Genomic DNA, 21,105 nt, shown 5'->3' with positions numbered 1-21,105 from the left:
CCGACGAGACTACCGGTCCCGGCGGCGGTGATGGGCGATCCCGTGCCCGGAACCGACCGCGGCACAGCTGATCACCAGGCACAGTGTGAGGAAGACGGCGACCAGGACGTCGAGCAGCATCATTGCCACCTCCGATCGAACCCTTCACCGAGGGTAACCCTCAGACCGCGGGCTCGGGGCGCGCATAGGCGGGGAATCTGCGGACCAGGGTGGTCACCTGGTCCGCGACCTCGTGCAGCGCGGTCAGGCCGGGCGCGGTGCCCGGATCCGCCCGCACGGCCCGGCCGATCAGGCCGGCGATCTCCCGGGAGACGCCCTCGTCCATGCCCTGCGTGGTGATGCAGGCGGTGCCGATCCGGATGCCGGACGCCACCGTGGGCTTCTGCGGGTCGTACGGCACCGCGTTCTTGTTCAGCGTGATCCGGGCCAGGTCGCAGCGCTCCTCCGCGTCACGGCCGGTCACGCCGAGGTCGGTGAGGTCGGCCACGGCCAGGTGCGTGTCGGTGCCGCCGGTCACCGCCCGCATGCCCTCGGTGACTAGGCCGGCGGCGAGCGCCTGGGCGTTCCTGACCACCTGCTTGGCGTACCCCTGGAAGTCGGGCATCTGGGCTTCCCGGAACGCGACGGCCTTCGCCGCGACCGCGTGCATCAGCGGCCCGCCCTGCGTGAACGGGAAGACTGCCTTGTCGATCCGCGCGGACAGCCCCTCCCGGCACAGGATCATGCCGCCGCGCGGGCCGCGCAGTACCTTGTGCGTGGTCGCGCAGACCACGTCCGCGTGCGGCACCGGCGAGGCGATCGCCTTCCCGGCCACGAGCCCGATGAAGTGGGCCGCGTCCACCATCAGATAGGCGCCGACCTCATCCGCGATCTCGCGGAAAACCTTGAAGTCAATGCAGCGGGGGTACGCCGTGGCGCCGCAGATGATCATTTTGGGCCGGTGCGCACGGGCCAGGTCACGCACCTCGTCGTAGTCGATCAGCTCGGTGTCGCGGCGCAGGCCGTACCCGATGGGATTGAACCACTTCCCGGAGAAGTTGACCTTGCTGCCGTGGGTGAGGTGCCCGCCGAGCGGCAGATCCATCGCGAGCACGGTGTCGCCCGGCTGCACCAGCGCGGCGTAGGCCGCCATGATCGCGGACGCGCCGGAGTGCGGCTGCACGTTCACGTGGTCCGCGCCGAACAGGTCCTTCGCCCGGCTCACGGCCAGTTCCTCGGCCCGGTCCGCCGGACCGCACCCGCCGTAGTAGCGGTGCCCCGGATAACCCTCCGCGTACTTGTTGCTCAGCGTGGAGCCCATCGCGGCCAGCACGGCCGGCGAGGTCAGGTTCTCGCTCGCTATCAGCTGGAGCCCGTCACGCAGCCGGCGCAGATCGGTGAGCAGCACGTCGGCGAGCTCGGGGTCGGTCTCGTGCAGGGCATCGAAGTCCGGGCCCCAGAAGGTGTCGCTCACAGGAACTCCCCGCATCGGCCAGATCGGCAGCCTGAGTCTATGGCCGTTTAGGTTCTGATTCGGGGGCAATCATGAGCTCCATGCGAGAAGACGCTCTCTGCCTGGTCACCGGCGCCACCGGATACATCGGCGGGCGCCTCGCACCGCGCCTGGCCGCGGCCGGCTACCGGGTGCGCTGTCTCGCCCGGAACGCCGGCCGGCTGCGCGACGTGCCCTGGGCCGGGGACGTCGAGGTGGTGGAGGGCGACATCAGCAGGCCGGAGTCGCTGGCCGCCGCGTTCGAGGGCGTGGACGTCGCCTACTACCTGATCCATTCGCTCGGCCGGCGCGGCTTCGAGAAGCTGGACCGCGAGGGTGCCGTCAACTTCGCACGCGCCGCTGCCGAGGCCGGCGTCCAGCGGATCGTCTACCTGGGCGGGCCCGACCCCGCCGGGCGCGTGCACTCCGCGCACCTGCGCTCGCGTGCCGAGGTGGGCCGGATCCTGCTGGACAGCGGCGTGCCCACGGCCGTGCTGCGGGCGCCGGTGATCATCGGGTCCGGTTCCGCGTCGTTCGAGATGCTGCGCTACCTGACCGAGCGCCTGCCGGTCATGGTCACGCCGCGCTGGGTGAACAACCGGATCCAGCCCATCGCGGTACGGGACGTGCTGCGCCGCCTGATCGAGGCCGCGAGCCTGCCGCCGGAGGTGAACCGCGGCTTCGACATCGCCGGTCCGGACGTGCTCACCTACGCCGAGATGATGCAGCGGTACGCGAAGGTGGCCGGACTCCCCCGCCGCGTGCTGCTGCCGGTCCGCGCGCTCACGCCCTGGCTCTCCTCGCACTGGGTCGGCCTGGTCACGCCGGTGCCGAACGCGATCGCCCGGCCGCTGGTGGAGAGCCTGATCCACGAGGCCGTGGCCCACGAGAACGACATCTCGGATCTCTACCCCTGGGACCCGACGCCGTTCGACGAGGCGGTCCGGCTCGCGCTCGCCAAGCTCCGCGACGTGCAGGTGGAGACGCGGTGGACCGGCGCGGCCGGCCGGGACGCGGCCGCGGAACCGCTGCCCACGGACCCGGCCTGGTCCGGCGGCAGCGTCTACACGGACGTGCGCAGCGCGCCGGTCGGCGCACCCTCGGACGCGCTCTGGCGGGTGATCGAGGGCGTCGGCGGCGAGAACGGCTGGTACTCGTTCCCGCTGGCCTGGTCCGTGCGCGGCTGGCTGGACACGCTCTCCGGCGGCGTCGGCCTGCGCCGCGGCCGCCGGGACCCGCACCGGCTCTACGTCGGCGAGGCGCTGGACTTCTGGCGCGTCGAGGAGATCGTCCCGGGCCGGATGCTGCGGCTGCGCGCGGAGATGCGGCTGCCGGGCCGGGCCTGGCTGGAGATGCACTCGGAGCCGGGGCCGGACGGCACGTCCACGTACCGGCAGCGGGCGGTCTTCCTGCCGCACGGGCTGGCCGGGCACGCGTACTGGGCCGCGGTCTTCCCGTTCCACGCGGTGATCTTCGGCGGCATGGCCAGGAACATCGCCCGCTCGTCGCTGACCTCCTGATATCGGGACGATCCTTTTCGGCCGGTATGCTGGCGGGCCTACCTCAGGCTTCCGCCTGGTGAGGAGTAGGGGAACATTTCGTCATGGAGCAATTCAGTGTGCGCTCCGGCTCGCCGGCGCAGACCGCGCTGATCGGTGCCGCCCTCGCGGACGCGCTGAGGCCCGGCGACATCGTGCTGCTGAGCGGCGACCTGGCCGCGGGCAAGACCACGTTCGTCAAGGCCGTCGCCGAGGCGCTGGGCTCCACCGACCCGGTCACCAGCCCGACGTTCGCGCTCGCGCAGTTCTACTCCGCGAGGTCACGCATCCTGCACGTGGACAGCTACCGGCTGGCCGACGTGGAGGAATATCGCGACCTCGGGCTCGCGGAGTACCAGGACGAGGTGATCAGCCTCATCGAGTGGGGCGAGAAGATCGCCGGTGAGTTCCCCTGCCACCTCGCGATCTCCTTTGTCGCCACCGACGAGACGGACGGCCGCTCCCTGACCTTCGCCTCGTCCTGCGACCGGTGGACCGGCGCGCTCGGCGACCTGCACGCGGCTATCTCGAAGGACACCAATGGGGCTCACGCTCGCGATCGAATCGTCATCGATTAACTACGGCGTCACGCTGGACGGCGCCGAGACCGTGCTGAGGCGCGACGACCCGTCCTTCACCAGCATCGGCGGCCTGGTCCAGACCACGCTGGCCGCGGCCGGGCACACCACGGCGGACATCGCGCTGATCGCGGTCAACCTCGGGCCGGGCAACCTGAGCTCGGTGCGGGCCGGCGTGGCGTACGCGAACGGCCTCGCGTTCAGCCTGGGCCGGCAGGTGGTCGGCGTCCACGGGCTGCGCGTGCTGGCCGAGACCGCGGCGCCGGGTGCGGACCTGCCGGTGCTCTGCCTGCGCAACGCGGGCGCGGGCAACGTCTACGCGGCCGTCTACGAGCACGGCAGGCCGACTCTGATGCGGCACGACAAACTGTCCGAGATCGCCACGGCGGTCCGCGCGGCGCACACCTCCGTGATCGTCGCCGGGTCGTTCCGCGACCAGGCCATCGCGCTGCTGGACGGCGTCGACGTGACGGACAGCGGCGTCGAGGTCCCGTCCTCGCTGGCCACCTACCGGCTCACGGTCACGCCGCCCGCCGACGCGGACTGGGCGCCGGCCGACGTGGTGAGCCCGATCAACGAGCAGACCGCACCGTTCACCGGGGAGATTCCGTGATCCTTCGCCATGTCACCGAGGTGACGCCCGACATCGTCGCCGCCGCGCGGGACAGCCTGCTGGCCGGCGGCGTGGCGCTGGTCCCGACGGACACGGTCTACGGCCTCGCGGTCGCGGCCGGCCGTCCCGAGTCCGCCGCCCGGATCTTCGCGATGAAGCAGCGCCCGGCCATGCGCAACCTGCCGATCATGGTGTCCGGCGTGGATCAGCTGCCCTCGCTGGGCGCGGTCGTCACGCCGGACGCGCGCAAGCTGCTCGACGCGTTCGCCCCCGGCCCGATCACCATCGCGTTCGGGCTCTCCGGCGCGCCGGACTGGCTGGCCGGGCGGGACGAGATCGCGGTGCGCATCCCGAAGGAGGAGGCGCTGCTCGCCATCCTCCGGGAGACCGGCCCGCTGCTCGTCACCAGCGCGAACGCGCACCAGCAGGAGACGCCGGAGACGGTCGCGGACATCCTCGCCCAGCTGACCGGCGAGCCGGACATCGTGCTCGACGGCGGGCCGCGCCGGTCCGTACCGTCGACGCTGGTGAACTGCAACCTGCCGACGCCGCGGATCGAGCGCGTGGGCCAGATCCCCGAAGACCAGATCGAGAAGGTTCTGTCATGACGTCGAACGGGCTCATCCTCGGCATCGAGACGTCCTGCGACGACACGGCCGTCGGCCTCGTCGACGAGCGCGGCCAGGTCGTCGCGTCCGCCGTCGCCTCGCAGGTGCTCATCCACAACCGGTACGGCGGGGTCTACCCCGAGGTCGCCAGCCGCGCCCACATCGACAAGATCATTCCGACGGTACGGATGGTGCTGGAGGACTCCGGCATCAACCCCCGCGAGCTGGAGGCGATCGGCGTCACCCGCGGCCCCGGCCTGATCGGCTCGCTGATGGTCGGCCTGGACACCGCGTCCGGCCTCGCCGCCGGCTGGGGCGTGCCGATCGTCGGCGTCAACCACCTGCGCGGCCACCTGCGCAGCGCTGACCTGGAGGAGCAGCGGGTCGAGTTCCCCGCCATGATCCTGCTGGTCTCCGGCGGTCACACGCTGCTGGCCCGGATGAACGGCCCGTCCGACATCAAGCTGATCGGTAACACGCTGGACGACTCGGTCGGCGAGGCCTACGACAAGGTCTCCCGCATGCTCGGCCTGGGCTACCCCGGCGGTCCCGTCGTCGACCGGATGGCCGGCGCCGGCATCCCGCACATCCCGTTCCCGCGGCCGGTCATCAATCACGGCCTGGACTTCTCGTTCTCCGGCCTGAAGTCCGCGGTCATGCGCTACCTGGAGGCCGAGAAGGGCTGGAAGGTCGAGGACGTCGCCGCGTCCTTCGTCGCCGCCTGCATGGACGTGCTGGTCGCCAAGTGCCGTCGGGCGCTCGCGGCGTACCCCTCGTCCTCGCTCGTGATCGTGGGCGGCGTCGCCGCCTCCCCGCCGCTCCGGGCCGCCGCCGCCCAGCTCTGCGACGAGGCCGGCGTCCGGCTGTGCCTGCCGCCGCTGAAGTGGTCCACCGACAACGGCGCCATGATCGCCATGGCCGCCTGGGACTACCTGGCCACGGACAACCACACCCCGGCCGCCCCGCAGACGTCCCTGACCATCGAGTCCTTCTAGCTCACCGCGCACACGCGGAAATGCAGCGCGCGGAGCTGCATTTCCGCCGGCGCGGGTGGTCTCGCGCCGCGTCGCCGGATCTACTGCTTCGGGGCGAGCAGGCGGGCAGCCAGGGGGTCGACCGTGGCCTCGATCTCGTCGGCGATGCGGACGAAGGCGGCGTCGCCCCGGCCCCACGGGTCGTCGAGGTCGTCCGTGGGCAGGGAGTCGGCACCGGCGCGGGCCGCGTCGACGGCGGCCACGAGTGCGATGCCGCGGGCGTGGACGAGCTCGGGGGTGGCGCCGGCGGCGGGCAGCGCGGACTCGTCGACCGCGGCCAGCAGGCGGCCGAACTCGGCGAGCACGAACGAGCGGGCGGCCGCGTCGGGGCGCAGCGCCAGCACGTACTCGTGCTGGTCCGCGGTGGCGGTGAGGATCAGGTCGGCCGCGTCGATGTGGTCGGAGCGCAGCTTGCGCGCCTCGAACGCGGACGAGTCGCCGCCGCGGCGCTTGATCTCACGGGCGGCCGGCGGGTTCATCTTCTCGCCCGCGTGCCAGCCGCCGGTGCCGGCACTGTGCGAGTACAGCAGCGTGCCGAGGTCCGCGTCCGCGCCGGGGGCCAGGCGGCGGGCGAAGGACATGTTCAGCAGGTGCTCGGCCATGGGGCTGCGACAGATGTTGCCCATGCAGACGTGCAGCACGGAAAACGGCGGCATTCAGTCCTCCTGGCCGAGCATGTCCGGCACCACGTCCCGGAGCTTCTCCAACGGCACCGCGCCGGCGCGCAGCATGCGGGGCACGTCGCCGGTGACGTCCACGATCGTGCTCGGCACCGGGTCGAGGCAGGCGCCCGCCTCAAGGTAGGTGCGGACCGAGTAGCCCATCTGCTCCTGGGCCTCGGCCGCGGTCAGCGGCGCGGCGCGACCCACCTTGTTCGCCGCGGAGACGGCCATCGGGCCGACCTCGCGCAGCACCTCCAGCGCGACCGGGTGCAGCGGCTGGCGCACGGCGATCTGCCCGTTCGTCTCGCCGAGGTCCCACTGCAGGCTCGGCGCGTGGTCGACGATGATCGTCAACGGGCCGGGCCAGAACGCGTCGGCCAGGTCGCGCGCCGCCTTGGGCAGGATCAGGACCAGGCCGTTCAGCGTGTGGCGGGAGCCGACCAGGACCGGCGGGGGCGTGCGCCCGCGGCCCTTCGCGCTGAACAACGAATTCACGGCGTGCGACGAGAACGCGTCACAGCCGATGCCGTAGAGCGTGTCGGTGGGCATGACCACCAGCTCGCCGTTCTTCGCGGCCTCGATCGCGGCGGCGATGCCTCGGTCTCGATCGGCTGCGGACCGGCAGTCATAGAGCATCACGGGGAGAGTCTGCCATGAGCGGCCGAGACCGCACCCGCACCGGTGGCAACGTTTGCGATTTCGGCTCCGGTGGGCAGACTGGTCCGATGCCCGTCCTCCGGAAGCCCGCCAGACGCCAGTTGCTCATCGCGCTGACCGCGACACTCTCGGTGCTCGTCCTGGTGGCGATCGCGGGCCTGATCCGGTGGGCCGGCGACCGTTCCGGCAGCGCGGCACAGGCCCGGGAGCCCGAGGCCGCGACCACCGCGGCCGCGTCCACGGCCGGGTCGTGCCACGGCGTGCCGACCACGGCGCCGCGTGAGCTGCGCGCCATGTGGATCACCTCGGTCAACAACATCGACTGGCCGAGCAAGAAGGGGCTGCCGGAGGCGCAGGTCAAGGCGGAGTACCTGGGCTGGCTCGACCTGGCGCAGAAGCTCCACCACAACGCGGTCTTCGTGCACGTGCGGCCGAGCGGCGACGCGTTCTGGCCGTCGGAGTACGCGCCGTGGTCCGATTGGCTGACCGGCAAGCGGGACGGCGTGGGGCCGGGCTGGGACCCGATGGCCTGGATGATCGCCGAGACCCACGCGCGGAACCTGGAGTTCCACGCCTGGTTCAACCCGTACCGGGGCAGCCAGCCGGCCGCGGCCAAGGGCGCGGGCGCGGACGTGAACCAGCTCGCGCCGAACCATCCGCTGCGCGCGCACCCGGAGTGGCGCGTGACGTACCCGAGCACGAACGGGCGGTTCTTCTTCAACCCCGGCATCCCGGAGGCGCGCACGTTCGTCGAGGACTCGATGCTGGAGGCCGTGCAGAAGTACGACGTCGACGGCGTGCACTTCGACGACTTCTTCTACCCGTATCCGGAGGGCGACGAGGACTTCCCGGACGACGCCGCGTTCGCCGCGCACAACCGGGGCATCAAGGACAAGGGCGACTGGCGGCGCGACAACGTGAACCTGCTGGTCAAGGAGATGTCCGAGCGGATCAAGCAGATCAAGCCGTGGGTGAAGTTCGGGATCAGCCCGTTCGGCATCTGGCGCAACGCCGGCACCGATCCGGAGGGCTCGGACAGCCGCGGCCTGCAGGCCTACGACGAGATCTACGCCGACACCCGCACGTGGGTACGCGAGAAGTGGCTGGACTACATCGTCCCGCAGCTCTACTGGAACATCGGCTTCGACAAGGCGGACTACGCCAAGATGCTGCCGTGGTGGACCGCGACCGTGGCCGGGACCGGCGTGCAACTGTGGATCGGCCAGGCCGACTACCGGGTCGGCGAGGACGGCCCGTGGAAGGAGCCGGACCAGCTGAGCAAACAGCTCGCACTGAACCGGACCCACCCGGAGGTCACCGGCAGCGTCCACTTCAGCGCCAAGCAGGTCAAGGCGGACCGGCTCGGTGCCGTCACGCGGTACGCGAAGGACTACTACGCCACCCCCGCGCTCCCGGCCGCGATGTCCCAGCTGCCGTCCACGCCGCCGGCCGCGCCCGTGGTCACCGCCGCGGTCCGCGACCCGGAGACCGGCACCGTGACCGTGACCGGCCGCGCGGGCTCGGGCGCGGCGCCGACCGCGTTCGCGCTCTACCGGGTGGACGGCGACAAGGCCGTCCTGGTCGCCACGGACCGCGCGACCGGCGCCGCCGGCCAGCAGTGGGTCGACGCTGCCGCCCCCGCCGGTCCGACCGCGACGTACTGCGTGACCGGCCTCGACCGTTCCTGGAACGAGGGCCTCCCCAGCGCCCCGATCACCGCGGGCTGAGTTCCGGGCGTTCTGTCGTAAACCCGGGTGAGGCCGGCGGTCAGCTGTTCCGGGACCCCTGCCTCACCCGCACCGTCCGGGCGCGTCGCACCCGACGTTTCGGAATTCAGCGGTCGGGCGGGTTTTCCGGACCACGGCGGCACCGGCAGGGAGGAGCGCCGGCGACGACCGGTGCCCGCGGGAGCAACGCTGCCGGACCACGCCGGAAGCGGGAAAAGGATTTCATGGGGTTGATCCAGGGTTTCCGAAGAGGCGGGCGGACGTGTGCTCGTGGGCGAGGCGGCGGAGGGCGGCCTGGAGCGCGTCGCCCAGGACGGTGCCGATGACGGCGCTGGTGACGACGTCCTCGGGGGCGCGCTGGGTGGAGATGCCGCGCAGGTCGGCGGCGGCGATCATGGCGGCGGCCTCGGCGTAGCGGTCGATCTCGTCCATCAGGTACTCGACGTTGAGCTCGCGGAAGGTCAGCGCCACCTCGGCGAGGCGACGCCGGCCGGGGCTGTCCGGGTCGATCTGCCAGCCCCAGCGTGCGATGAGCGTGTCGGTGTCCGCCATCGCGGCCGCGAGTTCGGGGCTGGGTGGTGCCTCCGGGGGGCCGGTCAGCGGGTAGAGCGTGCGACCTAGGCGCGAGTGCATGTCCCACTCCTCGTGGCCGTCGATGTCGCGCAGCACCTCGCGGATCGTGGCGATCGGCAGTCGGCCGACCTCCAGCAGCGCGCGCACCAGGCGCAGCCGGCGGACGTGCCGGTCGTCGTAGGCAGCCTGGTTCGGGCTGGTCAGCTCGCCGGACGGCAGCAGACCCTCCCGCAGGTAGTACTTGATCGTCGGCACCGGCACGCCGGTCTGCCTGCTCAACTCCGCGACACGCATATTCCTGCGAACCCCTTGCGATCTTTCCCGCTCGTGGCGGATAGTCTACCTACCGATAGTAGAGAGTGCCGATATCCATTTAAGGAGTTCGTGATGCGGGGCCTCCATCGACCGCTGGTCGTCGTCTCGGCCGCGATGACGCTGCTGGCGCTGGCCTGCGTCGCCGGGCTGTGGCTCGACGACCGGGTGCTGACCGGCGCGCCGATCTGGCTCAAGCCGTTCAAGTTCGCGGTCTCGACCGTCATCTACGCGATGACGCTCGCCTGGATGATCTCGCTGCTCGACGACCGTCGCCGCCGCATCGGCGGCCGGCTCGGCAACGTGATCACGGTCGCGCTGACCGTCGAGCTGATCGCCATCGTGGGGCAGGTTCTGCGCGGGCGCCCGAGCCACTTCAACGTCGCGACCGCGTTCGACACGGCCGTCTGGTCCGTGATGGCCGCCAGCATCATGATCCTCTGGGTCGCCTCGCTCGGGCTCGGCCTCATCCTGCTCCGCCAACGCATCCCGGACCGGCCCGCCGCGCTCGCCGTCCGGCTGGGCCTGCTGATCGCCGTGGCCGGCATGGCCGTCGGCTTCCTGATGACCGGCCCCACCCCCGCCCAGCTGGACGGGATGCGGGCCGGCGGCGCACCCGAGCTGATCGGCGCGCACAGCGTCGGCGTCGAGGACGGCGGCCCCGGCCTGCCGATCGTCGGCTGGAGCACGATCGGTGGCGACCTCCGGGTGGGCCACTTCCTGGGCCTGCACGCGCTCCAGGCCCTGCCGCTGGTGGCGCTGGGGCTGTCGCTCCTGGCCCGCCGCCAGGGTTTCCTGAACGAGGCACACCGGATGCGGCTGGTCGCGGTCGCGGCTTTCGGCTACGCCTGGCTGACCGGGTTGGTGACCTGGCAGGCGCTGCGCGGCCAGTCCCTGATCCACCCGGACGGTCTCACGCTCGCGGTCGCCGCCGCCGGGGCGGTCACGCTGCTGGCCGGCGTGGTGTGGGCGTCCCGTGCCCGCACTACCGCTCCCGGCGGTTTCGAGCTCGCCCGATGAGCGCGCTGCCGGCCGGGGCGTCCCGGTCCCGCGCTGCCGTTTCCGAGGGCTGTGGAGGCACCCGATGAACGCACTGCTGTTCCAGCTGGCGTTCCTGCTGGCCGCGCCGTTCTGGGCGCTGATGATCCTGGCACCGCGCCGGCGCTGGACCCGCCGGATCGTGACCTCTCCCCTGATCGTGCTGGCCCCGCTCGCGATCTGGCCGTTCGCGATCGCCCCGCACTTCCCGTCCTTCGCCGCCGAGATGCTCGCTCCCGACCTGCCCGGCGTCGCATCGTTGTTCGCCGAACCGGCCGTGGTGGTCGCGGTCTGGGCTCATCTGATCGCCTTCGACCTGTTCATCGGCCGCTGGATCCACCTCGACGCTCAGGATCGGGGACTCCACGTGCTGGTGGTGTCCCCGATCCTGTTCCTCACCATCTTCCTGTCGCCGATCGGCCTTTCCCTCTATCTCGTCCTCCGCACCGTGCGCACGCCTCAGACGATCAACTCCACCCGGCAATAGGCGACGGCTGCCGCCGCGAGGTGAGAGTCTGCGGTGACCAGCGCGGATTCGAGGTGCTCCGCGAGCGCCACATATGCGGCGTGATGAGCACTCAGATACGGGCGCATGGCCCACATACGTGTTGTCAGGTGGGTTATCGGCACGGTGTCGACCGACTTTCTCCCGATCAGCGCGACCGCCTCGAAACCCTGGGCTCTGGAGATCACATGGCGGAGGACCAGGGCACGGACGGCGGACATCATCTCCACTCGCCGGTGTTCCGGCGCGACCCAGGTGTCGTCGTGACTCAGGGCCGCACGTGCCTTGCCGCCGCGGCCGTCCGAGTAGGCCACGAGGTTGGTCAAGATCGACGCATCCACGACGATCATGATTCGTCGTCATGCCGGCGTTCGCTGTGGATGACGTCGGCGGCGTCGGGTGCGTTCGGCCTCTTCGCCGGCGAGCACACATCCGCCCGCCTCTTCGGAAAACCCTAGATCAAACCCACCCAATCCCTCTTCCCACTTCCAGCGTGGTCCAGCAGCGCCGCTCCCGCGGGCACCAGTTCCGCGCGGCGCCAGAAAAACCCGCCCGACCGCCGCTCCTGAGTTGTGACGTTCAGGCCGGGCAAAGCGGAGCGCCGGCGAAGTCTTTGCCCGCCCCGAGGTTTGCCCGCGGGAGCATGCGGGCCGGACCACGCCGGAAGCGGGAAAATGATCTTCCAGCTTTTGATCTTGAAGCACCTCGATCGACCGGGCACTCTGTGCCCGAAATATCATGATAAGGCAGCCGTCGGTGTTCGCCAGCGCTCCGCGCGGGCCGCCTCACGCGTGTGTGGATCATTGAGGTCGGCAAAATGGCTGTCAGCGAGCGACCTCGACCGCCATTTCGCCGACCTCAATGATCCACAGGCGGTCCATCACGACATGGGTACGCCGAGCCGTGGCGGCCACCACCTCCGAGAGAGGCGGCAGCACGCGAGGGAGGCCCGGCACGTACCACAAATGGCAACAGTCGGGAGCGGACGAACCGCAGCCACGCCGGAAGCGGGAAAGGAACTGGGTCTGGGGTCAGCCTTTCAGGCCGGTGTGGGCCAGGCCCTCGATGAACTGGCGCTGGGCGATGACGAAGACGATGAGGACGGGGATGGCGGTCAGGGAGGCGGCGGAGAGCTGGACGTCCCACATGGGGCCGCCGTAGGCGTCGACGAACTGGGTCAGGGCCTGGGGCAGCGTGAACTTCTCCGGGGTGGAGAGGAAGACGATGGGTTCCAGGTAGAGGTTCCAGCTGTGCAGGAACGTGAAGATGGAGACGGCGCCGAGCGCGGGACGGGCCAGCGGGAGCGCGATCCGCCAGAAGATGGCGAAGCGGCCGAGTCCGTCGAGGCGGCCGGCCTCCTCCAGTTCGACGGGGAGCGTGAGGAAGAACTGGCGCATGATGAACGTGGCCAGCACGCTCGGCGCGCCGAGGATCGGGACCACGATCAGTGGCCAGTGCGTGTCGATCAGGCCCCACGCGTTGAACATCTGGAACAGCGGGACGATCGTGACCTCGCTCGGGATGAGCAGGCCGGTCAGCACGACCAGGAAGAGCGCGTTCGCGCCGGGGAAGCGGATCCGGGCGAACGCATAGCCGCTCAGCGATGCGACCGCCATCGTGCCGATCGTGACCACGATCGCGATGTAGGCGCTGTTGAGGTACTGCTGGGCGAACGGCTGGAGCGTGAAGACGTCGCGGTACGCGTCGAGCGACGGCGAGGCCGGGAACAGCGCCGGCGGCCAGGCGAAGATCTCGCTGACCGGCTTCATCGACGAGGTGATCATCCACCAGGTCGGGAACACGAACGGCACCGCCATCACGCAGAGCAGGCCGTACAGGACGACGCGGAGCCTACTGCTCATGGAACACCCACCTCCTGCGCATCTGCCACTGGACCACGGTCAGCGCCGCCACGATGCCGAAGAGCAGGACGGACAGTGTGGCCCCGTAGCCGAAGTGATGGAACTGGAACGCCTGCTGGTAGAGGTAGTAGACGAGCACGGTGGTCGACGTGCCCGGCCCGCCCTGGGTGAGCACCGCGATCTGCGCGAAGACCTGCAGCGACCCGACCACCGTGATGATCGAGGTGAGCAGGATCGTCGGGCTGATCATCGGCATGGTGATCCGGCGGAACCGGGTCCACGCGGACGCGCCGTCCACCCGCGCGGCCTCGTAGAGGTCCGCGGGCACGCCCTGCAACGCGGCCAGGAACAGCACCATGTTGAGGCCGACGTTCTTCACGGTCTGCACCGCGATGACCGAGATCAGCGCCGTGGTGTCGCCGCGCAGCCAGTTCGGCCCGTCCACGCCGGCCATGTCGAGCGCGCCGTTGATGCCGCCGTTGTCCTGGAGCAGGAACTGCCAGACGATCGTCCAGGCGACGAGCGACACCACGACCGGCGAGAAGAAGACCGTGCGGAAGAACGCGGTGCCGCGCAGCCGCTGGTTGAGCAGCACGGCCAGCAGCAGCGCCAGCGACAGGTTGATCGCCACCAGGCCGACGGAGAAGAGCGCGGTGGCCCGCAGTACCGGCATCAGGTTCGCATCCTCGGCCAGCGCGGAGTAGTTCGAGAAACCGATGAACGAGAACGTCCCCGCCAGCACGTTCCACTCGTGCAGGCTGTAGTAGACGACCAGCACCAGCGGTACGAAGACGAAGAGCGCGCTGCCGGCCAGCTGGGGCGCGACGAAGAGATAGCCCGCGAGGGTGTCCCGTCGCCGCGCCGTCCAGAAGGTCTTCACTTGCTCAGCAGCGGGTTGATGGCCGTGCAGACGCCGGTCAGGACCGTGCGGACGTCCGCGTCCGGCCGCCACAGCGGGTCGAGCGAGGCGCGCACGGCCTGGCTCAGCTCCGCGTTGCCGGTGTGGCTGGGCTTGACCTTGCCGTTTGCGATGCCGTCCACCACCACGGTCTGCAGCTGCGCGGGCTTCAGCTTGGGGTTCGCCTTGGCGAGCGTGTCCGCGGTGAGCAGCGAGGTCCGCGGCGGCGGGAAGAACTGCGCGAGCTTCTCCGAGTTGGCCGCGTTCGTGAAGTACGCGAGGAAGTCCGCGGCCGCGGCCGCGTTCTTGCTCTGCTTCAGCACGCCGACGCCGCCCTGGCCGATCACGGAGTACTTTCCGGCCGGCCCGGCCGGCAGCGGCACCAGGTCCCAGGCGAATTTATCCTCCAGCAGGGACGCGCGGGAGATCTGGCTGATCGTCATGGCGGCCTCGCCCGCGAAGAAGTCCGCGGTCGTGCCCGGTCCGGGCAGCGCCTGGTCCGTGAAGATCGCCTTGTGGAGGAACGTCATCGCGTCGACCATCGGCTGCTGGTCGAAGCCGCAGGTCTTGCCGTCCTCGCTCCACGCGTTCGCGCCCCAGCCGGTCCAGACCGTGGCCAGGTTGTCCCAGCCCTTGTAGTCGAAGTCGCGCACGACCAGGCCCGCCTTGCCGGTCTTCGCGTGCACGGCCGAGGCCGCCGCGATCGCCTGCTCCCACGTCCAGCCGGCTGCGGGCGGTTCCTGCCCGGCCTGCTTCAACAGGTCCGTGTTGATGAAAACCCCGAAGGGCGAGTTCGAGAAGGGGTACGCCAGCGTCTTCCCGTCCGCCTGCCACAGCTTCATCACGGCCGGGTTCAGCCCGGCCGGGTCCTCCAGCGTGTCGTCCAGCGGCACCAGCGCGCCGGCCTCCACGAAGTCCAGCGCCGCGCTCTCCAGCAGCCAGGCCAGGTCCGGCCCCTTGCCGCCGGCCAGCTGCGTGGTGAGCGTGGTGGTGTAGTTCTCGAACGGCAGCGGGTCGAACGTCACCTTCGAGACCTTGTCCGGGTGCGCGGCCACGTACGCGGCCGCGATCTCGTCGAACAGCTTGACGTGCGCCTCGTTCGCGGACCAGATCGTCATCCGCAACTCGGCCGGGCCGTCGCTCGCGCCACCGCCGCCACAGGCGGTGACTCCGAGCAGCAGCAGCGCCGCGGTCATCGCGCGCAATCTCATATGGGTGCCCTTTCCCAAGGAAGAGATCAATAACCGGCGATGTCCGGCCAGCGCAACTCCACGCCGTCCGCGACGAGCCGGGCCTGGAAATCGGCCAGCAGGCCGGGGGTGTTCCGCACGGCCCGGGGTGCCACGCCCCGGGCCAGGCAGAAGTCGGCGAGCACGCCGGCGACCTCGCCGACGTTCCACTCGACCGGATGCAGGCGGTACGCACCGTTGGTGATGTGCGTGGTGCCGATGTTCTTCCCGGCGGGCAGCAGGTTCTCCACCCGCCGGGGAAGCAGCGCGCCGAGCGGGATCTCGAACGGGCACGCCGCGACGTCGATGTAGGTGTCCCCGCCGGTCGACGGGTGCAGGTCGATCCGGTACATGCCGATGCCGACCGAGTCCGGGTAGCGCACCGCGCCCTTGTCCCCGCGCACCGCGAGCGCCAGGTCCTGCTCGACCACGGTGTACTCGGCCAGGATCCGCCGCGACTCCCGGATGTACGGCGCCTGTGCCAGCCCGTCCGTGCCGCCGGTGACGTCGCCGCGCAGCCGCAGCCCGCGCCAGCCGGTGCCGCCGTCCGGCCGCGGCGCCTCGGTCTGCAGCCAGTAGAAGACCGACTTCGACAGCTCACGCGCGCGGGCCAGGTGGGTCGCAGGATCCGGCACGTCGATGATCGGCGACTCGAAGTAGTCGATGATCGGCCAGTTCACCACCGTGATGTCGCTGGCGTAGAAACCCTCGGTGAAGTGCCGCCGTGCCGCGATCCGCCGGAACGTCCACAGGTTCGCGTCGCCCGGGTTGGCCCGCTGGTCCGCGTGCACCTCCAGCGGGTCGTCGTCCGGGTTCGGCGTGAAGCCGCGCACGGCCGGCTCCAGCGTGCGCGGGTTGACCATGGTCCAGGACAGCAGCGGGCCGACCCAGAAGTCCGGGGTGTAGGCGCGCCAGAAGTCGTACCCGGCCGGTTTGTCGACGGTGTGGTCGCCGTCCACGTGGTCGACGGCGAAGCAGACGGAGACGGCCTGCATGTTGGCCGGCTGCGCGAGGTCGGGCGCGTGCGGCTCGCCGGTGTCGGCGGAGGACTCGAAGCCGGTGACGTACTCGGTGCCGGTCAGCGGCAGCAGTTCGCCTGTCTCGGTGGCGTCCAGGATGTAGGGGGCGGTCAGCGTCACCTCGTGCTCGCCGTTGAGGACCGTGACCGACGTGACCCGATCTCCGTCGGTCGTGGCGCCGACCGGCCGGTAGGGCTGCAGCACGCGCAGCTTCCCGGAACCGCGGTACGGCGCCAGCATCGCCTCGATGACCGCCACCGCCACCCGCGGCTCGTGGCAGAGCGGGCTCACCCAGCCCGCGCCCGGGTTCAGTTCCCGCCAGGCCCGCGAGCGCGCGGTCAGCGGGTAGAACTGCCGGTAGTAGTCGCGGATCCCGTCGCGCAGCGCCCGGTAGCTCGCGGTCACGCCGAACTGTTCCACCCAGGTGTGCTCGTCCGGCGGCACGCCCTGGCTGGTCAGCTGGCCGCCGAGCCACGCGTGCTCCTCGGTCAGGATCACCGAGCGCCCGGCCCGCAGCGCGCCCAGCGCGGCCGCCACACCACCGAGGCCACCGCCCACGACCAGCACCTCGGACTCCATGTCGGCCACTAGCCGTTCCTCCTCGTGTTCGGGGCAGTCAGGGTCACGCCCGCGACCGGCTCGCACGGGAGCAGGCGGCGTGCGTCCGATCGGGACACCTCGCCCGCGATCAGCGCGGTCAGCACCTCGGTCGCCTGCCGGCCCATCTCGCGGCGCGGGATCCGGTAGCCGGAGAAGTCGATGTCGGTCGGGGCCGGGCGGGTCGGGTCGCCGAGCGCCAGCATGGAGAGGTCGCCGGGGAGGTCCAGGCCGCGCTCGCGTGCCACGGCCGCGAGCGCGACGCCGTCCGCGAACTCCTCCACCAGCACCGCGGTCACGCCGTCGGCGACAAGAGCATCAAGGACCTCAGCGGGGGTACGGCCGGAGGCTTTTTCCCACCGCGGTGCGAGGCCGTGTCGCGCGGCCGCCTCGCGGTAACCGGCGAACCGGTCAGCGAATGATTCCGGCACGCTCCCACCCGTACCCCCGGAAGATCGTGATGTTTCTCCGCCGTCGCCGAGATAGCACAGCTCGCGATGCCCCGCCGCCACCGCGCGCGCCACCACGGCCGCCGTCGCGGTCACGTAGTCCGCGCCCACGTGCGGCACCGGCCCGCCCGCGTCGTCGCGGCGGCCGACCGACACGAACGCCTGCCCCTCCGCGACCAGCCGGGTCAGCTCGTCCCGGTCCAGCGAGCGGCCGAGCAGGATGCAGCCGTCCGCCAGCCGCAACCGGTTGTCCTCGTGGAAGATCCGCCGGCGCCCGTCCGTGACCGGCGCGCTGGTGAGCAGCAGCAGGTCGCAGCCCAGCTGCTCCGCGCTCTCCTCGATGCCGAGCAGGAACGGCTGGTAGAAGTCGCCGCTGCCGGCCGGGAAGACCGGCTCGTAGGTGAAGACGCCCAGGATGCGGTTGTGCCGGTCGGCGAGCCGGCGCGCGATCGGGTCCGCCACGTAGCCGGTGCTGCGGATCGCGGCCAGCACCCGCTCGCGCGTCTCCGGCGCGATCCGCACGTCCGCGTCGCCGCGCCCGTTGAGCACCAGCGAGACCGTCGCCTGGCTCACGCCGGTCATCCGCGCGATGTCCTGCTGCGTGATCCGCTTTCGTGCCGCCGTCACTGTCGGTAACCCGCCTTCGCTCTGCTAATGCGTATTAGGCCGCTAGCGTCGGCCCTCCCCCGGCCGCGCGTCAACCCCCGCGGCCGGAGAAGTTTTCCCGCTGATAATTCGTATTAGCTTATTGACGACGGGCTTCCGGCGGGCCGAAACTCATCGACCACGTCAACTGGTCACGGACCGCTCTCGATGAGCAATTTTCAACCTGGCGAGCGGGCCGATGCCACGGAGGAGTCCAAGGGGAAGGGCTCACACGAGTTGGGACCACGTCGAAAAAGGCTCACACCGGAGGCGAGACCATGCACCGTCGCACACTCCTGCAGGGCGCGGCCCTGCTCGGCACCGCCGGCGCGCTCGGCGCCGCGTCCCCCGCGCAGGCCGCCGGGCCAGCCGGCTTCCCGTCCTACCGCTACCTGGGCACGCCGTTCACCAAGGCCGCGCTGGCCTACAACCCGACCGGCGAGCTGATCTTCCCGTGCGTCCGCGGGGTCTACGACAAGCTCAGCGCGCCGCGCGGCCGCTACTACCTCTGGTACGCGCCGCACGACGCGCCCGGCGGCATCTGCCTGGCCTACGGCAACTCACTGTCCGGCCAGTTCACCGAGCACCCGGCGAACCCGATCATCCCGCGCAGCTGGGCCCCGCACTACTCGGTCAGCCACGTGTCCTCCCCGCACGTGCTGTGGCACGCGCCGAGCCGTCGCTTCTACCTGTACTTCCACGGCGAGAACACCACGACCCGGCTGGCGGTGTCCACGAACGGCATCGACTACACGTACCACGGCGTCGTGCTCACCACCGGCATGGTCCCGAACACCACGGAGACGTCGTACGCCCGTGTCTTCGAACACCCGATCGCCGCACTCGGCGCCCGCTACGTCATGGTCTTCATGGCCTACCACACGGTCACGCCCGGCGTCCGCAAGATCTTCTGGGGCTGGTCCCCGGACGGCCTCACCTGGCAGTACGACCCGATCCCGCTGGTCTCCCCCGCCGCGGACGGCGAGACCGACCTCAGCGGCCCGCACCTGCTCACCCGCAACGGCACGACCTACGTCGTCTACCACGGCGGCTCCGGCAAGATGTACCTCACCGAGGTCGGCCCGAACTTCGACCGCGAGGTCCACCTCGGCGTCTTCCACACCCCGCTCACCGGCGCCCCGGACAACCGCCGGTCGGCCGCCCCGGCGTTCGGCACGGACGGCGGCGTGTCCTACATGTTCTACGAGGCCGGCCAGCGCTCCTCGTCCACGATCGCGGTGGCCCGCGCGATCTAGGCTCGGCCTCATGAACGATTGGTTCGTGATCGTCGAGGAGACGAGCGGCACGGGCGAGGGACGGCAGTGGCGGGTGACCAGTGTGTCCCCGGCCGGTGAGAGCGAGGAGCAGGCGCAGGAGATCGCGCTGCGCACCGCCCACGAGTACCAGCCGGAGCATCCCTGGTCACCACGCCGCCGCCAGATCCTCCGCACGGCCGTGCCGGGCTCGTTCGTCATCGCGGTCGAGGGGCGGACCGCCACGTTCTACTTCCGGGTCTCGACGGCCCAGCAGATCTACGACGGGCCGGACACCGGGCAGACGGTCACGCGGTGACCGTGCGGAACGCGCGCACCAGCGCGTCCGCCAGGCCGCCGCGTCCCTCGGACGCCGCCCCGTTGATCTCCGCCCAGCCCAGCCGCGCCGAGATCGGCGTGCCCGGCACCAGCGACTCCCAGTCCTCCGCGGCCAGCGCGGTCGAGATCCGCCGCCCGACCTCGGCGGCCTGGGCCGTGTCCGCGCCCGGGAGCACCACCACGAACTCGTCGCCGCCGTAGCGGGCCACGAAGTCGCCCCGGCGCATCACCCGGTTTATCACCCCGGCCACCCGTTGCAGCACCAGGTCCCCCGCGTGATGCCCGTGCAGCGTGTTGACCGAGGTGAACCCCATCAGGTCGCACACGCCGAGCGCGGCCCGCTCGCCGTGCTCGGCCAGGCCGGAGACGTACCGCTCCAGACGCCGCCGGTTCGGCAGGCCGGTCAGCGGGTCGGTCAGCGCCTCGCCGCCGGACTGCGCGGCCGCCCGGCGCATCTCCTCCTGGTCCAGGCGGGCCGCGATGCCGTCCACGTACACCTCGCGCAGCCGGTCGCTGCGCTGGCCGGCCAGCCGGAACGCGAGCCGGTCAGCACGGTGGGCGGCCTCGTGGTCGCCGGCGCGCGCGTAACTGATGCTGCGCAGCCGGGCCGGTTCCGCCGCGCCGAGCGTCTCCGGCGCGACCGTGACGGCGCTGAGCCGGGAGAGCGCCTCCGCGGTCCGGCCGTCCGCGATGCACAGGCAGACGTCGCCGAGTTTGCGCAGGTCACGGGCGCGGGCACTGTCGCCGCCGTAGGCGAGGAGCTGTCCCGCGTCCGCCACGGGCCGTTCGCCGAGCGCGGCGGCGCGGGCGACCGTGTACCCGTACGCCGCGCGGCTGCTGGGCCTGATCCGGTCCAGGTGCCCGGCGCTGTGGATGCGGGTGAGGTCGTCGCTGACGTCGCGGAGCACGCGCAGGCAGCCGTCCGTGTCGCCGGCGTGGTCCAGCGCGATCGCGTTGCGCAGCCGGATGCCGGGCGCGGCCAGCACCTCCTCCGGCAGGCCCGCGGTGGTGGCGATCTGGCGGGCGCGCTCGATCGCGGCCAGCGCGTAGCCGTGGAACGCCAGGTACGAGTACGCCATGGCGAGGTCGTGCCAGCCCCAGGCGGTGTCCGAGTCCGGGTCGGAGACGGCGGAGAGCGCGCGGGAGCTCTGCACCAGGTGCATGACGCAGCGGTCGAGCGCGCCCTGGTGGTGGGCGGCGAGCGCGGCGAACGCGTGGAGCTGTCCGCGCACGTACGGCTCCGGGAGCTCGGCGACGGCCTCGAACGCGCGGTCCATGGCCGGCCCGTACTCCGCGGTGCGCCCCAGGTTGATCAGCGTGCCGAGCCGCTGGACCAGCGCGTCCGTGCGCGCATAGGGGTCACCGGTGCTCTCCGCGACCCGTTCGAGCAGCCGTGACGCCTCCGCGGAGCGGTCGGCCTGCTGCAACCGTCGCGCCTCACGCAGGCGGTCGGCCTGGTCCGTGACCTGGTCGAGCCAACCCACTCGACGCCTCCCGC

General features: G+C 71.2%; 21 protein-coding genes. 10 read left to right on the top strand and 11 right to left on the bottom strand.

Annotated features, from left to right (window positions below):
* Window positions 1-160: 160 nt before the first annotated feature.
* Window positions 161-1,453 (bottom strand): serine hydroxymethyltransferase, encoded by a 1,293-nt coding sequence (locus OP04_RS14420; protein ID WP_033340180.1) that lies wholly within the window; start codon window positions 1,451-1,453, stop codon window positions 161-163.
* An 80-nt stretch (window positions 1,454-1,533) separates the two neighbouring features.
* On the opposite strand from OP04_RS14420, the gene OP04_RS14415 reads away from it, so the two are divergent.
* The 5 genes from OP04_RS14415 (at window position 1,534) to tsaD (ending at window position 5,803) form a co-directional block, all read left to right on the top strand.
* Window positions 1,534-2,991, top strand: a complete 1,458-nt coding sequence (locus OP04_RS14415) for an SDR family oxidoreductase (protein ID WP_033340179.1) — start codon at window positions 1,534-1,536, stop codon at window positions 2,989-2,991.
* An 83-nt stretch (window positions 2,992-3,074) separates the two neighbouring features.
* Complete coding sequence (gene tsaE / locus OP04_RS14410) at window positions 3,075-3,587, top strand: tRNA (adenosine(37)-N6)-threonylcarbamoyltransferase complex ATPase subunit type 1 TsaE (protein ID WP_051797889.1); 513 nt, start codon at window positions 3,075-3,077, stop codon at window positions 3,585-3,587.
* Window positions 3,550-4,200 carry a tRNA (adenosine(37)-N6)-threonylcarbamoyltransferase complex dimerization subunit type 1 TsaB gene (gene tsaB / locus OP04_RS49645; RefSeq protein WP_051797887.1) on the top strand — a complete coding sequence of 217 codons (651 nt, stop codon included), beginning with the start codon at window positions 3,550-3,552 and terminating at the stop codon, window positions 4,198-4,200. The genes tsaE and tsaB overlap by 38 nt, the downstream gene beginning before the upstream one ends.
* On the top strand, window positions 4,197-4,808 hold the full coding sequence (locus OP04_RS14400) for an L-threonylcarbamoyladenylate synthase (RefSeq protein WP_232323593.1): 612 nt from the start codon (window positions 4,197-4,199) through the stop codon (window positions 4,806-4,808). The genes tsaB and OP04_RS14400 overlap by 4 nt, the downstream gene beginning before the upstream one ends.
* On the top strand, window positions 4,805-5,803 hold the full coding sequence (gene tsaD, locus OP04_RS14395; RefSeq protein WP_033340178.1) for a tRNA (adenosine(37)-N6)-threonylcarbamoyltransferase complex transferase subunit TsaD: 999 nt from the start codon (window positions 4,805-4,807) through the stop codon (window positions 5,801-5,803). Before OP04_RS14400 ends, tsaD begins: the two co-directional genes overlap by 4 nt.
* Window positions 5,804-5,883: 80 nt before the next feature.
* Here tsaD and OP04_RS14390 read toward each other — a convergent pair whose 3' ends face one another.
* A complete protein-coding gene (locus OP04_RS14390) occupies window positions 5,884-6,498 on the bottom strand; it encodes an arsenate reductase/protein-tyrosine-phosphatase family protein (RefSeq protein ID WP_033340177.1) in 615 nt (204 codons plus the stop codon).
* Entirely contained in the window at window positions 6,499-7,140 is a 642-nt protein-coding gene (locus OP04_RS14385) for an L-threonylcarbamoyladenylate synthase (RefSeq protein WP_033340176.1), read from the bottom strand.
* 89 nt (window positions 7,141-7,229) lie between these two features.
* Between OP04_RS14385 and OP04_RS14380 the strand changes: the two genes are divergently transcribed.
* The gene (locus OP04_RS14380) at window positions 7,230-8,888 is read left to right on the top strand and encodes a glycoside hydrolase family 10 protein (RefSeq protein ID WP_085066466.1); all 1,659 of its coding nucleotides are present in this window, start codon (window positions 7,230-7,232) and stop codon (window positions 8,886-8,888) included.
* Between the two features lie 222 nt (window positions 8,889-9,110).
* Here the strand turns inward: OP04_RS14380 and OP04_RS14375 are convergent, their stop codons facing one another.
* Window positions 9,111-9,755, bottom strand: a complete 645-nt coding sequence (locus OP04_RS14375) for a MerR family transcriptional regulator (protein ID WP_033340175.1) — start codon at window positions 9,753-9,755, stop codon at window positions 9,111-9,113.
* Between the two features lie 93 nt (window positions 9,756-9,848).
* Here OP04_RS14375 and OP04_RS14370 point away from each other — a divergent pair, with 93 nt between their 5' ends.
* The gene (locus OP04_RS14370) at window positions 9,849-10,793 is read left to right on the top strand and encodes a hypothetical protein (protein WP_033340174.1); all 945 of its coding nucleotides are present in this window, start codon (window positions 9,849-9,851) and stop codon (window positions 10,791-10,793) included.
* A gap of 64 nt (window positions 10,794-10,857) precedes the next feature.
* A complete protein-coding gene (locus OP04_RS14365) occupies window positions 10,858-11,298 on the top strand; it encodes an ABA4-like family protein (protein WP_033340173.1) in 441 nt (146 codons plus the stop codon).
* On the opposite strand, the gene OP04_RS14360 is transcribed toward OP04_RS14365, so the two are convergent.
* From OP04_RS14360 to OP04_RS14335, 6 genes are all read right to left on the bottom strand, one after another.
* Entirely contained in the window at window positions 11,271-11,666 is a 396-nt protein-coding gene (locus tag OP04_RS14360; RefSeq protein WP_033340172.1) for a type II toxin-antitoxin system VapC family toxin, read from the bottom strand. The genes OP04_RS14365 and OP04_RS14360 overlap by 28 nt on opposite strands.
* Window positions 11,667-12,347: 681 nt before the next feature.
* The gene (locus OP04_RS14355; protein ID WP_033340171.1) at window positions 12,348-13,178 is read right to left on the bottom strand and encodes a carbohydrate ABC transporter permease; all 831 of its coding nucleotides are present in this window, start codon (window positions 13,176-13,178) and stop codon (window positions 12,348-12,350) included.
* Window positions 13,168-14,058: a carbohydrate ABC transporter permease gene (locus tag OP04_RS14350; RefSeq protein WP_033340170.1), complete on the bottom strand. Its 891-nt coding sequence runs from the start codon at window positions 14,056-14,058 to the stop codon at window positions 13,168-13,170. The genes OP04_RS14355 and OP04_RS14350 overlap by 11 nt, the downstream gene beginning before the upstream one ends.
* Window positions 14,055-15,272, bottom strand: a complete 1,218-nt coding sequence (locus OP04_RS14345) for an ABC transporter substrate-binding protein (RefSeq protein ID WP_198153827.1) — start codon at window positions 15,270-15,272, stop codon at window positions 14,055-14,057. Before OP04_RS14345 ends, OP04_RS14350 begins: the two co-directional genes overlap by 4 nt.
* Window positions 15,273-15,313: 41 nt before the next feature.
* Window positions 15,314-16,903 (bottom strand): FAD-dependent oxidoreductase, encoded by a 1,590-nt coding sequence (locus OP04_RS14340; protein WP_033340276.1) that lies wholly within the window; start codon window positions 16,901-16,903, stop codon window positions 15,314-15,316.
* A gap of 8 nt (window positions 16,904-16,911) precedes the next feature.
* On the bottom strand, window positions 16,912-17,997 hold the full coding sequence (locus OP04_RS14335; RefSeq protein WP_033340168.1) for a LacI family DNA-binding transcriptional regulator: 1,086 nt from the start codon (window positions 17,995-17,997) through the stop codon (window positions 16,912-16,914).
* 296 nt (window positions 17,998-18,293) lie between these two features.
* Here OP04_RS14335 and OP04_RS14330 point away from each other — a divergent pair, with 296 nt between their 5' ends.
* The gene (locus tag OP04_RS14330; RefSeq protein ID WP_033340167.1) at window positions 18,294-19,271 is read left to right on the top strand and encodes a glycoside hydrolase family protein; all 978 of its coding nucleotides are present in this window, start codon (window positions 18,294-18,296) and stop codon (window positions 19,269-19,271) included.
* A 10-nt stretch (window positions 19,272-19,281) separates the two neighbouring features.
* Window positions 19,282-19,587 carry a hypothetical protein gene (locus OP04_RS14325; protein WP_033340166.1) on the top strand — a complete coding sequence of 102 codons (306 nt, stop codon included), beginning with the start codon at window positions 19,282-19,284 and terminating at the stop codon, window positions 19,585-19,587.
* Here OP04_RS14325 and OP04_RS14320 read toward each other — a convergent pair.
* Entirely contained in the window at window positions 19,577-21,091 is a 1,515-nt protein-coding gene (locus OP04_RS14320) for a GGDEF domain-containing protein (RefSeq protein ID WP_033340165.1), read from the bottom strand. The two genes, OP04_RS14325 and OP04_RS14320, sit on opposite strands and share 11 nt — an antisense overlap.
* Window positions 21,092-21,105 lie beyond the last annotated feature (14 nt).

Source organism: Catenuloplanes japonicus (assembly GCF_000717135.1).
Taxonomy (GTDB): Bacteria; Actinomycetota; Actinomycetes; order Mycobacteriales; family Micromonosporaceae; genus Catenuloplanes; species Catenuloplanes japonicus.
Note: the sequence above shows the minus strand (reverse complement) of the source record. Positions and strands in the feature narration are given on the sequence as shown.